Source organism: Mangrovivirga cuniculi (genome assembly GCF_005166025.1).
Classification (GTDB): Bacteria; Bacteroidota; Bacteroidia; order Cytophagales; family Cyclobacteriaceae; genus Mangrovivirga; species Mangrovivirga cuniculi.
Genome location: NZ_CP028923.1, coordinates 966,863 through 988,098 on the forward strand (window position 1 = coordinate 966,863; position 21,236 = coordinate 988,098).

The window sequence follows — 21,236 nt, forward strand, 5'->3', positions numbered from 1 at the left end:
TCGCAACAAAACATATGACAATGCATTTGATATTTTGGGTGTATAAGCCTGAAGTTATATATATTTGATAAACAAAATAAACCCATTTAAGAACATGAGTTCAGATTCTGAAAAAAGTAAAGCAATATATACACTACCTACCAGGGAAGAGAAATTTGATTTATTAGCCAGAAAACATAAAGAGGCAGAACAAGGTGGGGGTGAAGCACGGATTAAAGCACAACATGAAAAGGGTAAGTTGACCGCGAGAGAGCGTATAGAACTTCTTCTTGATGAAGGAACTTTCGAAGAAATCGGGAAATTTGTGATGCATCGTGCAAAAGACTTTGGTCTTGATAAACAACATTACCTTGGTGATGGTGTTGTGACAGGATATGGTAAGATTCATGGAAGACCTACTTACGTTTTTTCGCAGGACTTTACTGTGTTTGGCGGTTCACTTTCTGAAACTCATGCAGAAAAAATTGTCAAGATCATGGATCTTGCAATGAAAAATGGAGTGCCGGTAATTGGTTTAAACGATTCGGGAGGAGCTCGAATTCAGGAAGGTGTTGTTTCGCTGGCAGGTTATGCAGATATATTTTATAGAAATGTAAGGGCATCTGGCGTGATACCTCAAATTTCCGCTATCATGGGGCCATGTGCAGGAGGAGCTGTTTATTCCCCAGCCATTACAGACTTTATTATGATGGTAGAGAACACCTCATATATGTTTGTAACCGGGCCAAATGTTGTTAAAACAGTTACTCAGGAAAATGTTACAGCTGAGGAGCTGGGAGGAGCAAGTGCTCATAGTACGAAAAGTGGAGTAACACATTTCTCATGTGCAAACGAGGTGGAATGTATCAATAATATAAAGAATTTGATGAGCTATGTTCCTCAGAATTGTGAAGAATTGCCTCCATCGGTTCCTTATGATGAAAAGTCAGATGAAACTCGCCAGCAACTTGATGAAGTAGTACCTGAAAACCCAAATCAACCATACGATATTAAAGAGGTGATTGAAGGTATTGTTGACACAAATTCATTTCTTGAAGTCCATAAGGATTTTGCAGAAAATATAGTTGTTGGCTTTGCCAGACTAGCAGGAAAAAGCATAGGTATAGTTGGTAACCAACCAGCTTCACTGGCTGGAGTATTAGATATCCATGCTAGTCAAAAAGCAGCAAGATTTGTCAGGTTTTGTGATAGTTTTAATATCCCATTACTTGTATTAGAAGATGTACCAGGTTTTTTACCAGGAACGGACCAGGAATGGAATGCTATAATAACCAACGGTGCCAAACTTCTTTACGCCTTTAGTGAAGCAACAGTACCAAGAGTTACCGTAATTACTCGAAAGGCCTATGGTGGGGCTTATGATGTGATGAACTCAAAACATATTGGTGCAGATCTTAATTATGCATGGCCAACAGCAGAAATTGCTGTAATGGGTGCAAAAGGAGCTTCAGAAATTATATTCAGAAAAGAAATTTCAGAAGCGGATGACAAAGAAGCCAAGCTCCAGGAGAAGATTGACGACTATACAGCAAAATTTGCAAATCCATACAGAGCAGCACACCGTGGTTATGTTGATGAAGTAATTCTTCCACGTGATACCAGGAAAAAGCTAATCAGAGCTTTTGAGATGCTACAAAATAAGGTTGATAACCTTCCGAGAAAAAACATGGAAACATTCCATTATAAAAAACACTTAATAAAGTAAGGGCAATCTGTTTCAGATTGCCTTTTTTGTCAAAAAAAGCGACTAATTATGGACGATAAAAGTTTTAACTTCTTAAATGATTACCTGAATAATCCATCACCAACCGGGTTTGAAACTCCCGGGCAGCAACTTTGGCTTGATTACCTTAAGCCTTACATCGATGATTATATTACCGATGTGTATGGTTCTGCAGTTGGTGTAATCAATCCTGGGAAGGATTATAAAGTTGTAATTGAAGCACATGCTGATGAAATAAGTTGGTTTGTCCATTACATCAATGATGATGGATATATATATGTTAGAAGAAATGGTGGATCAGATCATCAAATTGCTCCTTCCAAAAAAGTAAACATTCATACTGATAATGGAATTGTAAAAGGAGTTTTTGGCTGGCCTGCCATTCACATCAGACAACAGGATAAAGAAGAACCACCTTCTTTAAAGAATATTTGTATTGATATCGGTGCAGAAAGCAAAGAAGAAGTTGAAAAAATGGGTGTTCATGTAGGATGCGTGATCACATATGATGATACCTTTACTGTATTGAATGATCGCTTTTACACCGGAAGGGCTTTGGATAACAGAATTGGCGGGTTTATGATAGCCGAGGTTACTCGAAGGTTAAAAGAGAACAAAGCAGAGTTACCTTTTACTCTTTATGTTGTTAACGCTGTCCAGGAAGAAGTGGGATTAAGGGGAGCTCAGATGATTGCTCAAAAGCTAAAACCAGATGTGGCCATCGTAACGGATGTATGTCATGACACTCATTCTCCAATGTATAATAAGAAGGAGCAAGGAGATTTTAAATGTGGAAAAGGACCAGTATTATCCTACGGGCCTTCAGTTCAGAACAATCTTTTGAAAATGGTTATTAATACTGCAAAAGAAAAAGAAATACCATTCCAAAGACTAGCTGCGAGTAGAGGAACCGGAACTGATACCGATTCTTTTGCTTATAGTAACGAGGGTGTTGCATCTTCTTTAATATCCCTTCCAATAAAATATATGCATACAACAGTGGAAATGGCTCATAAAGATGATGTTGAAAGCGTAATAAAACTTATGTATGAGTTTTTATTACAACTCAAGGCTGGTCATGACTTCAGATACATCAAATAAAAAAGTAATTATTGATATGGTGAACAGGAAAGTTGAATTAACCAACTTTCCTGTTCGTATTATATCTTTGGTACCTTCTCAAACAGAGCTATTGAGTGATCTGGATCTTGATAAGCGAGTTATAGGAATTACCAAATTTTGTGTTCATCCTGAGAATTGGTTGAAAGAAAAAGAAATCATCGGGGGTACCAAAAAACTCAGGATAGATAAAATAAGACAACTCAAACCAGACCTGATCATTGCCAATAAGGAAGAAAATGTAAAAGAGGAAGTTTTAACTCTTGCTCAGGACTTTCCGGTTTATATCAGCGATATCTCAAATTTGCAGGACGTAAATCGCATGATTAGCGATATTGGTATTTTGACTGGCAGAGAACAAAAGGCTGATGAAATTATTAATGAAATAAAAAGAAAGTCGTCCGACCTACAAAGTTTCCCTACTAAAAGCTGTCTTTATTTTATATGGAAGAATCCATGGATGATAGCGGGTAATGATACATTTATAAATGAAATGCTGGATGCTGCCGGGTATAAAAATTTATGTTCTTTTCCAAGATATCCGGAATTAACAGATGAAATGAAATCCTTAACACCAGATGAAATCCTGTTGAGTAGCGAACCATATCCTTTTAAGGAGAAAGATTTTTCTGAAGTAAAGAATATATTCCCGGACTCAGAAATTAAAATAGTCGATGGTGAATACTTCTCGTGGTATGGAAGCAGATTGAGAGAAGCTTTTAATTATATCAAAAATTTAAGAGCAAGGTCGTAAAATCAACCTTGCTTTATTTCAAATCCTGCTTTTTGCATATGTTCCCAGAAATTAGGGTATGATTTAGCAACAACATCTCCGTCAGCAATATTCAGTTTTAACCTGGTAGCAAGAGGAGCAAATGCCATAGCCATTCTATGATCGTCGTATGTTTCGATATGTACTTCTTTAGGTATCTCAGGACTTGGAGTTAATAACCATTCGCCTTTGTGTTCTTCCATTTTTGCCCCTAACTTCCCTAATTCATTTTGTAAAGCCTGAATACGGTCAGTTTCTTTGATTCTCAGACTCTCAAGTCCTGTTAAGTGGCATCTTACTCCCTTTGCAGCACAAGCAACAGCGACCGTTTGGGCCAGATCAGGGCAGTCAGAAAAGTCAATATGGATAACATCATCATGATCACATTTTAAAAGTTTTACTCCATCATCAGAGAATTCTGATTGAACTCCAAGACTTTTCATTATAGCTGTAATGACTCTGTCTCCCTGGAAGCTTTTTTGTCGAAGACCCTTCAAAAAATCGATGACTCTTTTGCTAGAGCAACTACACTAAACCAATAACTTGCCCCAGACCAGTCACTTTCAATTTCATAGTTATTAGGCTGATATTTTCCGTGAGGAATTTTTATTGTATTTTCTATCCAATCAGCTTTAACGCCATAATGTTCCATAAGTCCTAAAGTCATTTCAACATATGGCCTGCTACCAAGTTTTCCAATTATATTGATTGTAAGTCCTTCAGGTAAAACCGGAGCGATCATCAATAATGCCGAAATATATTGCGAACTGATGTCACCTTTAATAGATATCTCATTTTTCGATTGACCTTTGAACGGTTTGATCTGTAAAGGAGGATATCCTTCTTCATTAATATAGTTTATATCACAACCGATAGACCTTAAAGCGTCAACCAATATACCAATAGGTCTCTGGCACATTCTTTCAGTACCTGTAAGAGTTACTTCCTTTTCATTAATGGCCATATATGCAGTGAGAAATCTCATGGTAGTACCTGCATCAATTACATCAAGGGTTGATTCTTCCGAATTAAGAAGCCTCTTCATCGTTTGTGTATCTCTTGCCGCCGAGAGGTTGCTTATTGTATCCTCTGCATTGGCAAGTGCCTCAATTATCAATGCCCTGTTACTTTCACTTTTACTAGCCACCGGTGTGATTTCTACAGCTGGCAAAAGTTGATTCTTTTCTATTTTAAGGCTTGGCATGGTTAAGTTTTTGTTAATTTATTTTATCAATTCAACAATTTCGGCACGGTTTTCGTATATTATATTGTAATCAAAAAGTAGTTTAATTTTCAAAATATAAGCCTATGAAAACATCAATTACCGGAAAATTTTTTACCCTCGTAGCCGGAGCTGCAATTGGTACAACAATTGGTTTTTTAATTGCTCCGGGTAAAGGAGATGAAACCAGAAGATCATTACTTTACAAAGCAAAAATTTTAAAAGCTAATATTAATGCTCTTGCTGGTGTCAAAGAAGTTGATTCCAGAAATTATGCTGAATCAAATGATCCTTCAGATAATCAACTTTTAGGAGTTTGATCTGAAAATTTTGAAATCAACTGCATATAATTTTCAACCGCAATTCTTACTTCTTTTAAGCTAACAACTTTATCGAATGTGCTTTTACCAATATTATTTAAAAGCACAAAGTAGATCGTATTGCCCTTATTTTTTTTATCGTGAACGCACTTGTTTACTATTTCGTTTATTGCCTTTTCAGGAATATGCAAAGGCTTGAATGTTTTTAGTATATAGTTGCTTATATCGCTAAAATCATTTTTAGATAATCCCGTGAATTTAGTACTAAGATCAGCTTCTATAATCATACCTGCAGCTATAGCTTCTCCATGCAGGCAGGCGGTATCTCCATAATTTTCTAGAAACCAGCTTTCAATAGCGTGTCCTATAGTATGCCCGAAATTCAATATTTTTCTCAATCCTTTTTCTGTCGGATCATTAGATACTACTTCACCTTTGATTCTTATAGCATTCAAGGTGATATCAGACCAGTCCTCTACATTTAACGGATCAACTTTTTTAATTTTCTCCCACCAGGCAGAATCGGAGATTAACGCATGTTTTACCACCTCGGCATAACCAGATAGTAATTGCCTTTCTGGTAAACTGCTGAGAAAATCATTATTTATCAACACCTGATCCGGGTTGCGAAATAATCCGATATGATTTTTCAGACCGTCATAATCTACACCTAGTTTCCCTCCAATTGAAGCATCAACCTGGGATAAAAGAGTAGTGGGTATGTTTATGAAATAAATCCCTCTCTTAAAAGTAGAAGCACAAAAACCACCCATGTCGCCAATCACACCACCACCTAGGTTTATCAAAAGAGACTTTCGGTCTGCATTTTCTTTAGTCAGTTCATTCCAGATCAAACAGCTAGTATTGAGTGTTTTATTAGATTCTCCGGATTCAATTTTTATTAATTTAGCATCGAATTCAATTTCAATCTCCGGAAGACAATGTTTTTCTGTATTTTCATCGACTAGTATAAAAACTTTGCTGACTTCCTTTTCCTTGATGAATGAATTTAAAGACTCATTTAAGGAAGATTCAATTTTAATATAATCAGGAATCATGGTTGTCCTCCTTTTTGTTCATAATACGAGTTTGAGTTTTTATTGACTCAGTATGAAGCAGTTTAACTAATTCTTTTACAAAATCTGAATTTAATCCCAGAGATTCACCCCATTTTTCACGTGATTTATAAACTTCATCCCATCTTTTGACCTGGAAAACAGCTACATTATTTTCTTTTTTATAATCACCTATTTTTTCTACAAGTCTGATTCTGTTTGCTATTGCTTCAAGTAGTTCTCTGTCAGATTGATCTATTCTTCCTCTTAAATCTTCAAGCTTATTAGTAAAAGATTCATCGTCAGTATTCGGGATTCTGGTATTTAATATCTGAATTATGTCCTTCAATTGTTGAGGAGAAACCTGTTGTTTGGCATCACTCCAGGCTTGATTCGGGTCGCGATGAGTTTCGATCATCAATCCATCGTAATTCAGGTCAAGCATTTTCTGAGACAGATCGTAAATGAGATCTCTTTCTCCTGCTATATGACTTGGATCCCCAATCAGTGGTATTTGTGGCATTAATCTTTTTAATTCTATCGGTAATTGCCACATGGGTTCATTTCTGAATTTTGACTGTTGAAAACTGCTGAAACCACGATGTATAGCACCTATTCTCTCAATACCAGCACCTGCGACTCTTTCTATGGCACCCTGCCATAAGGCAAGGTCAGGATTAATCGGATTTTTAATCAGGACCGGAATGTCTACACCTTTTAATGAATCAGCAATATCCTGAACAGTAAATGGATTGACTGTTGACCTTGCGCCGATCCAAAGAATATCTATATTGTGTTTTAAAGCCTCTTCGACATGCTGGGGATTAGCTACCTCGATAGCGAACTCTACATTTAATTCTTTTTTAACAGATTCAATCCACTGCAGAGCTTCCGTACCAATACCTTCAAAGGAATTTGGTCTTGTCCGGGGTTTCCAGACACCTGCACGCATGACGTTTATTCCAAGCTGTTTGATTTGCTTACAAGTATCCAGCAGTTGATCTTCAGTTTCAGCGCTACAAGGCCCTGAAATGATAAAAGGTTTATTGGTTTTACTTCCCCACGTCTCAATTGGCTTTATATCCATAACCTTTTTTTATAAATTGATTAATTTTTACTTACTTATAAACACTTTTTCACGACTGCAGGTTTTATCTTTGCATCGAATTTTAATATCGGTTTCTATGAACGAACTTTCATTCGAAAATACCGCAGTAGCTTTTAGTCACAAAGACAATGCTGAATTAAAGAAGTCTTACCTTATTTTTAAGGCTATGAATTACCCCTGGTTGGTAAAAGTAGGTACTTTTTTTATGAAATCCGCAATTAAATTACATTTTCCTGTTAAGCCTTTCATTAAATGGAATGTTTTTCAACAATTTTGTGGTGGAGAGTCAATTAAGGATTGTGAAGAAACTATTAATTTGCTTAAAGGCAGAGGCGTTGGAACAATATTAGATTATTCTGTGGAAGGAGAAAAATCTGAAAAAGGTTTTGAGGCTACTACTAAAGAAATATTAAAAACCATTGACCGTTCGGCAGGCTCTGAAGAAATCCCTTTTTCTGTTTTTAAGGTTACAGGTATTGGTTCATTTGATCTTCTAGCTAAAATTCAGGCCGGTGAAAAGCTATCAGCTAAAGAAGAGAAAGCATACGAAAAATTAAAAGAACGTTTTCACAGGATTTGTAAGTACGCTTACGATAACAATGTTAGAATTCTTGTGGATGCAGAGGAAACCTGGATTCAGGATGTGATTGACGAACTCACCTATAAAATGATGGCATTGTTCAATAAAGATAGTGCGATTGTTTATAATACATACCAGATGTATTGCCATGCTTCTCTAAAAAACCTCAAAGATGCTTATCATGATGCGACCATGCATCAATATTGGTTAGGAGCTAAATTGGTTCGAGGAGCCTATATGGAGAAAGAAAGAGAAAGAGCAGAGGAAAAAGGATACCTTGATCCCATTCAACCTTCAAAGGAAACTACTGATCAGGATTTTAATAAAGCACTTAAATTTTGTACTGATAATAAGCAGCGTATAGCTGTTATCTGTGGCTCTCACAATGCATACAGTAATGCGTTGCTAACCGAATTAATGGATAAACATAGCGTAAAGCATGATGATGAAAGATTTTATTTTGCTCAATTGTATGGAATGAGCGACCATATCTCTTTTAACCTTGCAGAGCGAGGATTTAATGTAGTTAAATATGTTCCTTATGGGCCTGTACAATCAGTAATGCCCTACCTTGTTAGAAGAGCAGAAGAAAATACTTCAATTGCGGGGCAGTCAAGCAGGGAGTATATGCTGGTAAGTGCTGAAATGAAAAGAAGAAATAATCAGTAAATTTTGGCTCAATTTTCATTTAAGAACATATCTAAAGTATACTATGGTGAAAATAAGCCAGCTTTAAAAAATGTCAGCTTAGACCTGGAGGAGGGAGAAGTGGTTGGGGTAATTGGGCCTAGTGGTTCCGGTAAGTCAACTTTAATTAAGCTTATAGGTGGTTTTATTGTCTCTGATGGAGGAGAGTGTTTCTATGAAAACCAAAAGCTACCCCTGTGGAAGATCTGTTGATCCCTGGATTTGAGGGCGTCAAATACCTTCGGCAGGATTTCAAGCTCGACCCAAATGACACTGTTGGCAGAAGATTAAAATTTGCATTGCGTCATTATGATGAGGACTTTGCAGAAGAGAGATATAACGAACTTATCGGATTAACCCAATTAAAAGGCTTCGAAAACAAATTATGTAAACTACTAAGCGGAGGCCAAAGACAGAGGCTTGCACTAGCTGTATCCATTGCAGAATTTCCGGAATTATTATTAATGGATGAGCCTTTTAGTCAGCTTGACAGGGGAAATAAACTCAGACTGATAAATGCTCTAAAAGATTATCTGGAAGAAAATAATATATCTTCAGTAATAGTAACCCATCATCCGGAGGAGCTTTTTGGTCTCGCAGACAGAATAATCGTGCTTCGGGAAGGTGAGATAATTCAGGAAGGAAGTTCAAATGAGATATATACGAATCCTGAACATAAAATCACTGCTGAATTGTTTGGCCCGGTGAATTGGTTTTCTAATGGATCAAAAAAGAATAATGGTTGGAGATGGGAAGATACCTTTTTACATTCTAAAAGTAGCGATGGGTTAAAAAAAGCTACTATAAAAGACTTCTCATTTGCCGGTAAAACATTTTTATACACTTTAGAGATGAATAAAAATATTATTCATGCTTACAGTGAAAAGAAGTTTTCTGTTGAAGATGTTGTATGGGTAGATTTTGATAAAAATAAGGAATTGAATGTCAGCAATTAGATTTTAAAAGGCCTTAAAAAGAGTTTTCTTTATTGGTTGTAACAAATATTATACTTTCAGGGTTCAATTTCATTGAATCTTATTTAATTTTGCATTTTTAATAACAAAAAGATATAGTCCATGCAGTTAAGTGAGCAGGAAACCGTACGCAGGCAAAAGCGCGAAGCTTTGATTAAAAGTGGAATAAATCCTTATCCATCAGAACTATTTGAAGTGAATGTTACCGCGAAAGACATTCACGAGAACTATGAAAAGAATAAGACTGATTATAAGAATATTTCTATTGCCGGACGATTGATGTCTCGTAGAATTATGGGGTCAGCCTCATTTGCTGAACTGCAGGATTCAACCGGTAGAATTCAATTATACTTCAGAAGAGATGATATCTGTCCAGGTGATGATAACTCACTATACAATGATGTCTTCAAGAAGATGACGGACATTGGTGATATAATTGGAATCAAAGGTTATGTGTTTACAACTCAAACAGGTGAGTTAACTATTCATGTCACAGACTTTAAGTTGTTAACAAAAAGCTTAAAACCTCTTCCAATAGTAAAAGAAACTGAAGATGAGTCAGGAAATAAAAAAGTGTATGATGCTTTTTCTGATCCTGAGACAAGATACAGGCAACGTTATGTTGACCTCATAGTAAATCCTGAAGTTCGTGATGCTTTTGTTAAAAGAACACAGATGGTAAATAGTATCAGAACTTTTCTTTCTGATAAGGGATATCTTGAGGTTGAGACTCCCATTCTTCAACCTTTATACGGAGGAGCAGCAGCAAGGCCATTCAAGACGCATCACAATACGCTTGATATGACTCTCTATTTGCGAATAGCCAATGAGTTATACTTAAAAAGATTAATTGTTGGTGGATACGATGGTGTATTTGAATTCGCTAAAGATTTCCGTAATGAAGGAATGTCTCGTTTCCATAATCCTGAGTTTACACAAGTAGAACTTTATGTAGCTTATAAAGATTACAACTGGATGATGAATCTAGTTGAGGAAATGGTAGAAAAAGCAGCCATCGATATGCATGGTACCACTGCTGTTAAAGTTGGAAAAAACACAATTGACTTCCAGCGTCCATGGAAACGATATACAATGTTTGAATCGATAGAAGAGTTTACAGGCATTGATATATCGGAAATGGAAGAAGATCAGCTTCGTGAAACAGCCAAAAGTCTAAGTATTGATACAGATGAATCAATGGGTAAAGGCAAGTTGATCGATGAGATCTTTGGTGAAAAAGTTGAGCCTTATTTAATTCAGCCGACATTTATTACAGACTATCCTATTGAAATGTCTCCTTTAGCTAAGAAGCATTCAGAAAAAGAAGGATTAGTTGAACGATTTGAGGCAATTTGTAATGGTAAGGAGATATGTAATGCATTCTCTGAGTTAAATGACCCTATCGATCAAAGAGAGCGTTTTGAAGCACAATTAGAACTTGGTAAGCGTGGTGATGATGAGGCAATGGTGCTCGATGAGGATTTTCTGAGAGCCCTTGAGTATGGAATGCCTCCAACTGCCGGTTTAGGAATTGGAATAGACAGGCTTGCAATGATCATGACCAATTCAGATTCTATTCAGGATGTATTGTTCTTCCCTCAGATGAAGCCTGAGAAGAAACCTGAAGTAGCAACAGAAAAAGATTATATTGAAATAGGAGTAAGGGAAGAATTAATTCCAATCCTGCAGAATCTTGGCTTCACAACACTTGATAAAATAAAAGAAGCTAATCCAAACAAATTGTTTAATGATGTTTGTGGGACACGGAAAAAGTTAAAACTTAAAGATGTGAAGAACCCTTCGAAGGAAGAAGTGGAAAGCTGGATTAATGCAGTAAGTTAATTATATAAAATAAATTAATAGGAAAGGCTATCATTTTGGTAGCCTTTTTTTATGCGCATGTTTTAAAAGTTAAATGACGGATTATCTCTAAAGTTTCTGTTTCTGGTGATCTTAAGATCCTGGAGCATGCTTGATCTCACACGGATTTCGAAATTGAATGACTGGAAAGTTCCGAACGGCACCCAGGTCACATTCATCATCCAGCAGTGTAGATTCCTGTTAATACCAATAGTAGTTTGAGAGAACTCATTTCTACGAAAGTCATATCCTGAACTGAAGTTAATTTTCCAGTTTTCGGTTAAGTTAAAATCACCACTAAAGCGAACATTCTGAGAAATCTGGGCTTCTTCAAAACCTCGCTTGGTGTAAGATAGGTTATAGTTGATCCGTAAGTTCCATGGTATACTCCAATCCAGATATAGGTCAGGATTGGCATTGATTCTATCGACAGTCTCTCTTAATTCAGGATTTTCACTGGCAATACCATCTAATTCATCACGACGTTCGTTATCACTTTCACGCCCTTTCCCGTTTAGGTTTGTCGATAATGCCAAGCTAGCAGAAGTTAATTGCCCGATACCCCTGCCTTCGTTCCAGGCAAATTTATCAACCCTGTTCTGTTGAACAGCTCCATCTTCGCTGACACCCGTAAGTTCATAAACATAAGGATCTATTCTAAATGGGATATTCAAGCTTAGTTTTCTATTGAACAAAGCGGTTCGAAAACTAAAATTAAAAGTATTTAGATTAAAAGAGTCTAAGGCAAAGTTATACCCTGTATTAAAACTAAAGTTCTCAATCAGAGGAATCTTTTTATATGGATTTTCGCTTGTTGTATCATTTTCGTCTAATACCTTTCCTTCAACAGTGTTAGTCAGGCTAAAGCTAAGACTTTGGCTTTCACCACGTGATCCTCCACCATAAGCATAATTTTGATATTTTGATAATATCTCTGGCTCTTCCTGGTTGGGAACATCTACATATTGATAAAAGCCATATTTTTCCTCTCCAAAGTCAGGAGAATAGCTGTACGATAAGGCAGGAGCCATAATGTGTCGTATGGCCTGGATCTTAGAACCTTGTTTAAATTGATAGGTTCCATAAATCCTGGTATTTAAGGATGCACTGGTAGAGTAATTATATACCCTGTTGAATCCAGGTACAGTATCTGAAGCAACTACTCGATCAATTGTTTCATTGTACTTATAGTCTAACCTGCTGAAATACCAGATTTCTGAGTAGTTAAATGAGGGGTTAAGAGTAAAATGCCTGAAAATTCTTGCTGATGTACCTACTGGTATAGTGTGGCGTATACCATTTCTGGCTCTTTCAATGAAGAAAGGCATGTTTTCACTATTAAAAGGTAAAATGGTGTCTCCTTCAATACCAAAATATTCCCCTTCGACCTGGTTTGAGATTCGATTTGTTGCAGCCATATTGTATGAAACAGATGCTGATCCCAACAAGCCTCTTGATGAATTAATCAGAGATCTGAAAGGGAAGATCCTATTCATACCAAAACTAACGTCCGGAAATTGCAGGTCAACTTCTTTTGTCTGAACGTTTTGATTATATCTTGCTGATGCAGATAGGTTGAACGGAGAGTTTGGAAAAACGGTAGAAAAAGTTACTGCGGAGTTGAAGGTTGCCCGGGTATTTAAATTCGGATTCAACTCATTATTTTGATTATAAGTAGAAGTACCTGCATTTACACTGGCAGAAAACCGGCTATTACCTTTCGATTGTGGGGTATGGCTCCATCTTAACCAAAAGTCTTTAGTTACGGATGTATCTCCTTCAATCCCCGAAGTTAATCTGTTATATGTGAAGTCAAAATTACCATTATAGGCATATCTTTTCTTATATGTCGTTGCTGCCCTGGCTCCCATACTACCTTTTGAATAAACTTCAGCAGTCAGTGCCATTTTCACATACTGGCTGATGTTAAAATAATATCCAAAGTCGCGTACGAAGAATCCTCTTCTTCTTTCTTCACCAAATGTCGGGAATATAACTCCCGAAGTTCCATCATTTTTTGTTTCAGTATCAGGAAACATTCCAAAAGCAAAACCCAGGGGAGTTGGAACACCCATAAAGTTTAAATTAAATGGACCTGATATAACCTTATCATTAGGTATAACCTTAATTTCTCTGGAAGAAATATAATAATGAGGCTCAATATGATTACAAGTCGTGTACTTGGTTTTACTAATGAAAATTTCATCTTCATCATTCTTATACATTTCCTTTCCGTGCATTATGGCTTCACCTTGTTTGGTTACAATGCCTTCAACTACGGCTCTTTCAGTTTGGAAATTGTATTTTAATTTATTGACATAATAAGTTTGAGAACCTTCTGTAAATACCGGTTGCCCCAGCATTTTACCTGTAGAATCTTCAACCCCTTCTGCAGAAAGTGATTGTTCATCATAGTCAATTATTATGCGGTCTGCTTCAAGTCTTATATCTTCGTAAGTAATCCAGGCATCATTGTATAAATAGACCTTATTACTTATAACATCCATGATGGTTGAATCTTTGGCAAAGTATTTGATTTCTCCTGACAGACCGGATGGATTAGACACAAGAGAATCGTTCAGACTAACTTGTAAAGTGTCCGAGGCGTCTGGAGTGTTCGGGTCGACTGTAGTGTTTGGATCATCCGTGGTATTCGGAGGAACCGTATCAGGATCGAGAACAATATCAGTAGGTGCAGGTATCCTGTCAGATTGAACGCGAAGTGAGTCTGTATTTACTTCACGATCCTGAGAGAAAACACTGAAAGTTGATAATAATAAGAATATGTTAAAAAATCTCGTTATCAAATAAGCGGGTGATTTTTTATACTTTGACGAAAAATTTACAATTTTGTGTAAAGTTATGCGATTCGGCAAAAACAACAGTACAATAGTGAAAAATAATATACTATTATTCAGCATTTGTTTCATTTTATTTTTTGGTTCGTTTATTCCATTGGACAGAGCCGAGAATAAAATTGATGTTATAGTCATTGATGCTGGTCACGGAGGTAAAGATCCGGGGACCCATGGCGAAATTTCTAAAGAGAAAAAAGTTGCGCTCGAAATAGCGCTCAAACTTGGTGCCACAATTGAAGAATATCTGGATGGAGTCAGAGTCATTTATACTCGTGATAACGATTCCTTTCTTGAGCTATACCAAAGGGCTGAATTGGCAAATAGAAATAATGCAGACCTTTTTGTTTCGATTCATTGTAATTGGGTAGGTAATCCCCGGGTTCATGGTACTGAGACCTATGTTATGGGACTCCACAAGTCAGAAAGTAATATGCAGGTCGCAAAAAGGGAGAATGAAGCTATTCTATTTGAAGATAATTACCAGGAAAATTATGAAGGATTTGACCCTAACTCGCCCGAAAGCGCAATACTTTTTTCACTTTACCAGGACGCTTATCTTGAGAATAGCCTAAAGTTAGCCGAGCGAATTGAGACGCAATTTTCTAAACGGGCAGGGCGTAGAAGCCGAGGAGTTAAGCAAGCGGGTTTTGCTGTACTTTGGAGAACATCGATGCCTTCGGTATTAGTGGAAACTGGATATTTAAGTAACCAAAAGGAAGAAAAGGAGTTAAATAAGGAGCTGATCCAGGAATACATTGCATCGGGAATATTTCGTGCAGTGAGAGACTATAAAGAGGAGATTGAATCAAGAAATTAGTGATTGGCTTGCATAGAGTCAATAATAGGCTCAACTTTATAACAGCTTATGCTTTAAAATAAAAAGCCTGTGAAAATATCAAAAGAATTAAAAGTTGGACTTTTAGCTGTAGTTGCCTTAGCATTATTTTATTACGGCTTTAATTTTTTAAAAGGAATAGATTTTTTCTCTTCAACGAATCAATATCATGTTGTTTACAAAAATATTGAAGGATTGACTGTGTCAAATCCTGTGTTAATAAACGGATTTACAGTTGGAAGAGTGAGTGAAATTAATTTGCTACCTGAAAGACGAAATGAAATTGCCATAACAATTGATGTGGATAAAGATATCCCAGTAGGGGATTCTACGATAGCCGAGATAATTTCCAATGACCTTTTAGGAAGTAAGGCGGTTGAGCTTAAACTCAAAAAAGACTCTGGTTTTTTTCAGGATGGAGATACCTTATATGGATCTGTTCAGGAAAACCAAATTGCAGAATTACAAAAAAGGTTCTTCCCGTGATGGATGAATTCAAACAGCTTTCTGTAGAGTTTCAGGCCACAGCTCGCAAAGTCAGAGAAAGTCTGGATACTTTTGAGAATACTGCAAACTCAGCTACTACCGAATTAAACCGCACAGCTCCGGAAATCAGAAGAACACTTGTAAGTTACAGAGAGCTATCTGATAAATTATCAGATGAAGATAAAGGACTTCCTAAAGTAATAGCCAACCTTTCAGAATTAAGTCAAAACCTGAATGATGCCAATTTAAAAGCAACCGTTGATTCAGCGAATGTTGCCTTAAGCAGTTTTAATAAAACAATGGCGAAAATCAATGACGGCGAAGGGTCACTTGGTAAGTTACTCAATGAAGACTCTATTTATAACAACCTTAACACTTCTTTAAAGAGCCTCGATAGCCTTTTAACTCATATGAATTACTATCCTAAACACTTTTTTGGTCCTTTAGGGAAGAAGCATAAAAAAGTAGTCAGAGACCTCGAAAAAGCACAAGATTAATTCTTACCCTAACAACTGTTAGCTTTAATAGGTTTTGCTTAAATTACGCAAAATCATTAACCCATGGACATAACTTTTAACAAAAACGAAGATCAAAACAAACAGCTAGTAAGTACTTTAAACCGTCGCCTCGAAAAAGTTAAGTTAGGAGGGGGTAAGAAGCGGATAGAAAAGCACCATGCTAAAGGTAAGTTGACCGCCAGAGAACGAATAGACTATCTTCGGGATGATGATACAGAATTTTTAGAAATTGCCGCATTTGCCGGAGAAGGAATGTATGAAGAAGAAGGAGGTTGTCCTTCAGGAGGGGTTGTTACAGGTATAGGATACGTCGATGGCAGGCAATGTGTATTAGTGGCCAATGATGCTACAGTAAAAGCCGGAGCATGGTTTCCGATCACCGCAAAAAAGAATTTAAGAGCTCAGGAAGTCGCAATGGAAAACAGGCTTCCAATCATTTATCTTGTTGATAGTGCGGGTGTATACCTTCCTATGCAGGATGAGATTTTTCCTGACAAAGAACATTTCGGAAGACAATTCAGAAATAATGCAAAGATGAGTGCAATGGGAATTGTGCAGATTGCAGCTATAATGGGATCTTGTGTTGCAGGTGGAGCATATCTTCCTATAATGTCTGACGAGGCTTTAATAGTAGACAAAACAGGGTCAATCTTCCTTGCAGGTTCTTACCTGGTTAAAGCAGCAATAGGAGAAGATATTGACAATGAAGAGCTTGGTGGCGCAACCACTCACTGCGAGATCAGTGGAGTAACAGATAACAAATATCAAACAGATGAAGAATGTCTGGACGCCATAAAAAGAATCATGGATAAAATCGGTAAATTTGATAGTGCCGGTTTTAGTAGAAAAGAATCTGCCCAGCCTGAAGAACCTGTAGAAAATATCTATGGCCATTTTCCTTCAGACAGAACCAAACCTTATGATGTTCGCAACATTATAAAATGTCTGGTAGATAAGTCAGAATTTGATGAGTACAAGGAATTGTATGGTAAAACCATTGTATGCGCAACCGCAAGAATTGATGGCTGGTCGGTAGGAATAATTGCTAACCAACGTCAGATTGTAAAGACGAAAAAAGGTGAAATGCAAATGGGTGGAGTAATCTATTCAGATTCTGCTGATAAAGCCGCCAGATTTATTATGAACTGTAACCAACGTAAGATACCTTTGGTATTCTTACAGGATGTAAGTGGATTCATGGTAGGAAGTAAAGCCGAACACGGCGGAATAATTAAAGATGGGGCTAAAATGGTGAATGCCATGGCTAATTCCACAGTGCCTAAGTTTACTATTATTATGGGTAATTCTTATGGTGCAGGGAATTATGCAATGTGTGGTAAAGCATATGATCCTCGATTAATTTATGCCTGGCCCTCTGCACAGATCGCAGTAATGAGTGGAGCTTCTGCAGCGAAAACATTATTGCAAATCAGAGTATCGGCATTAAAATCTGCCGGAAAGGAAATTACCGATGAAGAAAAGGATAAATTACTGAAAGAAATTACTGATAGATATAATAGTCAGTTAAGTCCTTATTATGCTGCATCAAGAATTTGGGTTGATGGAATAATAGACCCTACAGAGACCAGAAAGGTAATTTCCATGGGTATAGAGGCTGCTGATCATGCTCCGGTTGAAAAATTCAATGTTGGAGTACTGCAGACCTGATTAAACTGTTGGTATGGAAGAAAAAGAACTGAAAGCATTAGTTTCTCTTCTTGACGAAGAGGATGAAAATATTTTAGGTCATGTAGAGCAAAAGATCCGGTCACTTGGTGATCGGATCATTCCTGTTCTGGAAAAGGAATGGGAAAGAAATCTCAACCCTGTAGTACAGGAAAGAATCGAAAATATAATCCATTCTCTTCAGTTTGAGAATCTTAAAGAAAAGCTTACTGAATGGTCAGAAGAGGAGGAGCCTGAATTACTAGATGGACTTTTTCTGGTTGCCAAATACCAGTATCCGGATCTTGAATACCAATTGCTTACCGATAAGTTAAATGACATCTATCTGGACACCTGGTTGCTTTTTAAAGATAATATGCATTATTACGACCAGATCAGAACACTGAATAGCATATTTTTCAACAAATATAAATTCTCAGGTAATACAAAAAACTTTCATTCCCCGACAAATAGTTTTATTAATGCCGTATTAGAATCAGGAAAGGGTAATCCGATATTATTATGTTCCATCTATATGATAGTAGCCAACAGGTTAAATATTCCTCTTTACGGAGTTAACCTACCCAACCTTTTTATTCTGATGTACAAGAATAAACAAACAGAGTTTTATCTAAATGTATTTAATAGGGGGTTGATTTTCCGAGAAGAAGATATTGATAATTACCTTGAAAATATTCATGTCCCTAAAAAACCGGAATATTATCAACCTTGTACTAATAAAGATATTATTAAGAGAGTGTTGAGAAATTTGATCATGGCCTTTGAAAGCTTGGAGGATCAGGAAAAGACCGAAGAAATCCGGGAATTGCTTCAAATTTTTATGCCATTGCCGGGTCTTTAGAATGGGTCTGGTTTTTCTCTAATAGTATAAGTAACTATTTCATCATTGCTGAAGAAAAAATGCACCTTCATCAGCTCAACCAGTTGTTCCTTTACAATCCGGGCTGTGATGATGCCAGTATGATAATCTATTCTGATCAGGTCTATGTCATCTTTAAGTGAAAGGCTTTTTCTCCCGTAAGCTTTATATATTGATTCTTTCGCTGACCATGCAAGGGTCATTAATTCAAGGTTTTCACAATAAACCTTTTTTTCCTCACCAGTCAAAAATTTATTTTCCACACGATATAATTGTTCTCTTGGTTTTTCTATATCTATTCCTACTGACGCATGGGGGTGTATAAGTAGTCCTGCCTGAGTCTGAGAGTGAGTATAACTTATACCACCTTCGAATCCCGGAAGATGAGGTTTTCCGTATTCATCTTTTACTACCGGAGAATATTTGATGTTGAATTTATTACAGGCTTCAAATAAAAGGTTTCTAATAGTTAACCATTCTCTTTTCCTTTGCGTAGTTTTCATTGAAGAAAGAATTACCTGATCATGGGATGATTTGGATGATTCGTAAGTATTGCTATTTAAATCATCTAATTGTCTGATAAACAGAAAAGAGTTCTTATCTATATTTTTTACATTTGTGTCTGACATCTCAATAGGATAATAAATTAAAATTAATGTCGAAAGTTCAAGTATCCAAAGTTCATACTTTTAAGGGCCATAAAGATTGTATTTATGCACTTGAAGATCTCGGTGATGGTCATCGGTTTGTTTCATCCGGTGGAGATGGAATGATTGCGGAGTGGGATATAAGGGAGCCTGATAAAGGAAAGCTTCTGGCAAAAGTAAATAGATCTGTATATGCTCTGCATAAGGCCGGTGATCGACTTGTAATCGGAGAAAATTTTGAAGGAATTCATGTTGTTGACCTTCAAAGCAAAAAAGAAATTGGATCTTTGAAATTATCTTCTGCAGCATATTTTGATATTCGATCTTTTCAGGGCAATTTTATAGTGGGAGATGCTGATGGAACGATTTTTATTATAAAAGGAGATAGTCTTTCTTTAATAAAAACTATAACCGAGTCTCAAAAAAGTGCACGAACCATATCTATTTCTGAAAAAAGGGGAGAGATGGCAGTCGGATACAGTGATAATCACATAAGAATTTTTTCTTTGGAAAATTTTGAGTGCCTTTATTCGTATCTGGCACACGACAATTCAGTGTTTACCGTTGAGTATTCAGAAGATGGGGAAAAACTGATAAGTGGAGGTCGTGATGCAAAAATAAAAGTATGGAATGCTCAGAAAGGATATGAATTACAGGAAGAAGTTGTAGCTCATATGTACACAATAAATAATCTTGCATATAGAGCGGACTTTAAATATTTTGTATCGGCTAGTATGGATAAATCCATTAAAGTCTGGGATGCATCAGAGATGAAGCTTTTAAAAGTTATCGATAAGGTACGACATGCCGGGCATGGGACATCAGTAAATAAGCTATTATGGCTTCCGGAAACCGATTTAGTTGTCTCTGCAGGTGATGATAGGATTGTTTCTATTTGGGAATTATCTCTATAATAGTTAATATTGATTATTTGATTTTTTATAATTTTTAATAGATCGCGGATGAAAGTTACACCATTAGAAATACGCCAGAAGACTTTTGAGAAAAAGCTCAGAGGATATGACAAAGAAGAGGTTCAGGCGTTTTTGCTTTCACTTTCCCAGGAATGGGAGAAAGTTATTGAAGAGAACCGCGAACTGCGGATCAAACTTCAGACGTCGGAAAAGGAGGTTGAAAAGTTAAGGGAGGTGGAAGAATCACTATTCAAAACCCTGAAAACGGCCGAGGACACCGGCGCTAACGTGATAGAGCAAGCTAATAAACAGGCTGACCTCAATGTTCGCGAATCTCAATGGAAAGCTGAATCTATAATTAATGAGGCTAAAGGAAAGGCAAAAGATTATTTGATTGATGCTGAAAATAAAGCAAAATACATCCTTGATGATATGCTGGAAGAATTGCGCAAGCTGGAAAAAAATTACAGTGTGCTCAAAGGATATAAGAATGATCTGTTAACTGAGATTAAATCTATCTCAAATGAAATTGCTGATAAGGTATCAAGAATAGAACAAAGTGGTGAAAAGGACATTGACAAAGCAATCAGAGATGCGAAGGAAGAAGTGAGGTCACTAAGGCCTGCAAATGACATCATTAGAGATGTTCTTTCTTCGGAAGGAGGGACTAAAAACACAAAGTTCGAACCAGATGATATTGCTGACAATACTGAAAAAGAAAATGAAGAGGTAGCCAGAAAACTCGAAGAAGAGAGAAAAGCGATAGAAGAAGAAGCCGAGAGATTACGGCTGGAGGCAGAAAGACAGAAAGAAGAAGCCGAAGTAGCTAAGAAAAAAGAAGAAGAGCTATTAAGACTAAAGGAAGCAGAAGAACGAAAAAAAGCGGAAGCTGCGAAATTGATCAAAGAACAGGAGGAGAAAAAATCTAAAGCTGAAAAAGAAAGAAAAAGCAGAGTGTCATCTGATCCAAATGATGAAGAGGAAGGATCGTTTTTTGATAATCTGGATTGATA

Annotated in this window: 20 protein-coding genes and 1 pseudogene; 15 read left to right on the top strand and 6 right to left on the bottom strand. The window is 36.7% G+C overall.

Translation table 11 applies throughout. From position 1 onward, the window contains the following. Positions 1–94 precede the first annotated feature (94 nt). The 3 genes and pseudogenes from DCC35_RS04455 to DCC35_RS04465 all read left to right on the top strand — a co-directional run bounded on the left by DCC35_RS04455 (position 95) and on the right by DCC35_RS04465 (position 3,596). A pseudogene (locus DCC35_RS04455) lies at positions 95–1,686 on the top strand (acyl-CoA carboxylase subunit beta). A gap of 67 nt (positions 1,687–1,753) precedes the next feature. Continuing rightward, the gene (locus tag DCC35_RS04460) at positions 1,754–2,824 is read left to right on the top strand and encodes a M42 family metallopeptidase (protein WP_137089656.1); all 1,071 of its coding nucleotides are present in this window, start codon (positions 1,754–1,756) and stop codon (positions 2,822–2,824) included. Next, positions 2,802–3,596 (top strand): ABC transporter substrate-binding protein, encoded by a 795-nt coding sequence (locus DCC35_RS04465; RefSeq protein WP_137092589.1) that lies wholly within the window; start codon positions 2,802–2,804, stop codon positions 3,594–3,596. The genes DCC35_RS04460 and DCC35_RS04465 overlap by 23 nt, the downstream gene beginning before the upstream one ends. Positions 3,597–3,598: 2 nt before the next feature. Here DCC35_RS04465 and DCC35_RS21725 read toward each other — a convergent pair whose 3' ends face one another. Continuing rightward, positions 3,599–4,111 carry a 3-phosphoshikimate 1-carboxyvinyltransferase gene (locus tag DCC35_RS21725; protein WP_317128983.1) on the bottom strand — a complete coding sequence of 171 codons (513 nt, stop codon included), beginning with the start codon at positions 4,109–4,111 and terminating at the stop codon, positions 3,599–3,601. Then, a complete protein-coding gene (locus tag DCC35_RS21730; protein WP_317128984.1) occupies positions 4,108–4,818 on the bottom strand; it encodes a 3-phosphoshikimate 1-carboxyvinyltransferase in 711 nt (236 codons plus the stop codon). Before DCC35_RS21730 ends, DCC35_RS21725 begins: the two co-directional genes overlap by 4 nt. Positions 4,819–4,922: 104 nt before the next feature. On the opposite strand from DCC35_RS21730, the gene DCC35_RS04475 reads away from it, so the two are divergent. Then, positions 4,923–5,156 (top strand): YtxH domain-containing protein, encoded by a 234-nt coding sequence (locus DCC35_RS04475; RefSeq protein ID WP_137089657.1) that lies wholly within the window; start codon positions 4,923–4,925, stop codon positions 5,154–5,156. Here the strand turns inward: DCC35_RS04475 and aroB are convergent. Further along, the gene (aroB, locus tag DCC35_RS04480) at positions 5,138–6,214 is read right to left on the bottom strand and encodes a 3-dehydroquinate synthase (RefSeq protein WP_137089658.1); all 1,077 of its coding nucleotides are present in this window, start codon (positions 6,212–6,214) and stop codon (positions 5,138–5,140) included. The genes DCC35_RS04475 and aroB overlap by 19 nt on opposite strands. Next, the gene (locus DCC35_RS04485; RefSeq protein WP_137089659.1) at positions 6,204–7,298 is read right to left on the bottom strand and encodes a bifunctional 3-deoxy-7-phosphoheptulonate synthase/chorismate mutase type II; all 1,095 of its coding nucleotides are present in this window, start codon (positions 7,296–7,298) and stop codon (positions 6,204–6,206) included. Before DCC35_RS04485 ends, aroB begins: the two co-directional genes overlap by 11 nt. A 97-nt stretch (positions 7,299–7,395) precedes the next feature. Here DCC35_RS04485 and DCC35_RS04490 point away from each other — a divergent pair, with 97 nt between their 5' ends. From DCC35_RS04490 to lysS, 4 genes are all read left to right on the top strand, one after another. Then, entirely contained in the window at positions 7,396–8,568 is a 1,173-nt protein-coding gene (locus DCC35_RS04490) for a proline dehydrogenase family protein (RefSeq protein WP_137089660.1), read from the top strand. A gap of 3 nt (positions 8,569–8,571) precedes the next feature. Continuing rightward, positions 8,572–8,799 (top strand): ATP-binding cassette domain-containing protein, encoded by a 228-nt coding sequence (locus tag DCC35_RS21735; RefSeq protein WP_317128985.1) that lies wholly within the window; start codon positions 8,572–8,574, stop codon positions 8,797–8,799. After that, positions 8,784–9,542, top strand: a complete 759-nt coding sequence (locus DCC35_RS04500) for an ATP-binding cassette domain-containing protein (RefSeq protein WP_137089662.1) — start codon at positions 8,784–8,786, stop codon at positions 9,540–9,542. Before DCC35_RS21735 ends, DCC35_RS04500 begins: the two co-directional genes overlap by 16 nt. A gap of 120 nt (positions 9,543–9,662) precedes the next feature. Further along, positions 9,663–11,402: a lysine--tRNA ligase gene (gene lysS, locus DCC35_RS04505; RefSeq protein ID WP_137089663.1), complete on the top strand. Its 1,740-nt coding sequence runs from the start codon at positions 9,663–9,665 to the stop codon at positions 11,400–11,402. A 62-nt stretch (positions 11,403–11,464) separates the two neighbouring features. Here the strand turns inward: lysS and DCC35_RS04510 are convergent, their stop codons facing one another. After that, complete coding sequence (locus DCC35_RS04510) at positions 11,465–14,227, bottom strand: putative LPS assembly protein LptD (RefSeq protein ID WP_137089664.1); 2,763 nt, start codon at positions 14,225–14,227, stop codon at positions 11,465–11,467. Positions 14,228–14,312: 85 nt separating this feature from the next. Between DCC35_RS04510 and DCC35_RS04515 the strand changes: the two genes are divergently transcribed. From DCC35_RS04515 to DCC35_RS04535, 5 genes are all read left to right on the top strand, one after another. Beyond that, positions 14,313–15,095, top strand: coding sequence for an N-acetylmuramoyl-L-alanine amidase family protein (locus DCC35_RS04515; protein WP_246070145.1), 783 nt, complete (start codon positions 14,313–14,315; stop codon positions 15,093–15,095). Positions 15,096–15,164: 69 nt separating this feature from the next. After that, positions 15,165–15,599: an MlaD family protein gene (locus tag DCC35_RS04520; RefSeq protein ID WP_137089666.1), complete on the top strand. Its 435-nt coding sequence runs from the start codon at positions 15,165–15,167 to the stop codon at positions 15,597–15,599. Beyond that, complete coding sequence (locus tag DCC35_RS04525) at positions 15,599–16,096, top strand: Mce/MlaD family protein (protein WP_137089667.1); 498 nt, start codon at positions 15,599–15,601, stop codon at positions 16,094–16,096. Before DCC35_RS04520 ends, DCC35_RS04525 begins: the two co-directional genes overlap by 1 nt. 63 nt (positions 16,097–16,159) lie before the next feature. Beyond that, positions 16,160–17,785 carry an acyl-CoA carboxylase subunit beta gene (locus DCC35_RS04530; RefSeq protein WP_137089668.1) on the top strand — a complete coding sequence of 542 codons (1,626 nt, stop codon included), beginning with the start codon at positions 16,160–16,162 and terminating at the stop codon, positions 17,783–17,785. Positions 17,786–17,798: 13 nt separating this feature from the next. Next, complete coding sequence (locus DCC35_RS04535) at positions 17,799–18,644, top strand: transglutaminase-like domain-containing protein (protein WP_137089669.1); 846 nt, start codon at positions 17,799–17,801, stop codon at positions 18,642–18,644. On the opposite strand, the gene DCC35_RS04540 is transcribed toward DCC35_RS04535, so the two are convergent. Then, entirely contained in the window at positions 18,641–19,291 is a 651-nt protein-coding gene (locus DCC35_RS04540) for a 4'-phosphopantetheinyl transferase family protein (protein ID WP_137089670.1), read from the bottom strand. The genes DCC35_RS04535 and DCC35_RS04540 overlap by 4 nt on opposite strands. Positions 19,292–19,317: 26 nt before the next feature. Here DCC35_RS04540 and DCC35_RS04545 point away from each other — a divergent pair, with 26 nt between their 5' ends. Then, the gene (locus DCC35_RS04545; protein ID WP_137089671.1) at positions 19,318–20,223 is read left to right on the top strand and encodes a WD40 repeat domain-containing protein; all 906 of its coding nucleotides are present in this window, start codon (positions 19,318–19,320) and stop codon (positions 20,221–20,223) included. Positions 20,224–20,271: 48 nt separating this feature from the next. Continuing rightward, the gene (locus DCC35_RS04550; RefSeq protein ID WP_137089672.1) at positions 20,272–21,234 is read left to right on the top strand and encodes a DivIVA domain-containing protein; all 963 of its coding nucleotides are present in this window, start codon (positions 20,272–20,274) and stop codon (positions 21,232–21,234) included. Positions 21,235–21,236 lie beyond the last annotated feature (2 nt).

What these genes read in the sequence shown, in the direction of transcription:
- DCC35_RS04460 (WP_137089656.1), top strand. Translation starts at nt 1,754, where the DNA reads ATGGACGATAAAAGTTTTAACTTCTTAAATGATTACCTGAATAATCCA.
- DCC35_RS04485 (WP_137089659.1), bottom strand. Translation starts at nt 7,298, where the DNA reads ATGGATATAAAGCCAATTGAGACGTGGGGAAGTAAAACCAATAAACCT.
- DCC35_RS04535 (WP_137089669.1), top strand. Translation starts at nt 17,799, where the DNA reads ATGGAAGAAAAAGAACTGAAAGCATTAGTTTCTCTTCTTGACGAAGAG.
- aroB (WP_137089658.1), bottom strand. Translation starts at nt 6,214, where the DNA reads ATGATTCCTGATTATATTAAAATTGAATCTTCCTTAAATGAGTCTTTA.
- DCC35_RS04530 (WP_137089668.1), top strand. Translation starts at nt 16,160, where the DNA reads ATGGACATAACTTTTAACAAAAACGAAGATCAAAACAAACAGCTAGTA.
- DCC35_RS04465 (WP_137092589.1), top strand. Translation starts at nt 2,802, where the DNA reads ATGACTTCAGATACATCAAATAAAAAAGTAATTATTGATATGGTGAAC.
- DCC35_RS04550 (WP_137089672.1), top strand. Translation starts at nt 20,272, where the DNA reads ATGAAAGTTACACCATTAGAAATACGCCAGAAGACTTTTGAGAAAAAG.
- DCC35_RS04525 (WP_137089667.1), top strand. Translation starts at nt 15,599, where the DNA reads ATGGATGAATTCAAACAGCTTTCTGTAGAGTTTCAGGCCACAGCTCGC.
- DCC35_RS04475 (WP_137089657.1), top strand. Translation starts at nt 4,923, where the DNA reads ATGAAAACATCAATTACCGGAAAATTTTTTACCCTCGTAGCCGGAGCT.
- DCC35_RS04545 (WP_137089671.1), top strand. Translation starts at nt 19,318, where the DNA reads ATGTCGAAAGTTCAAGTATCCAAAGTTCATACTTTTAAGGGCCATAAA.
- DCC35_RS04490 (WP_137089660.1), top strand. Translation starts at nt 7,396, where the DNA reads ATGAACGAACTTTCATTCGAAAATACCGCAGTAGCTTTTAGTCACAAA.
- DCC35_RS21730 (WP_317128984.1), bottom strand. Translation starts at nt 4,818, where the DNA reads ATGCCAAGCCTTAAAATAGAAAAGAATCAACTTTTGCCAGCTGTAGAA.
- DCC35_RS04540 (WP_137089670.1), bottom strand. Translation starts at nt 19,291, where the DNA reads ATGTCAGACACAAATGTAAAAAATATAGATAAGAACTCTTTTCTGTTT.
- lysS (WP_137089663.1), top strand. Translation starts at nt 9,663, where the DNA reads ATGCAGTTAAGTGAGCAGGAAACCGTACGCAGGCAAAAGCGCGAAGCT.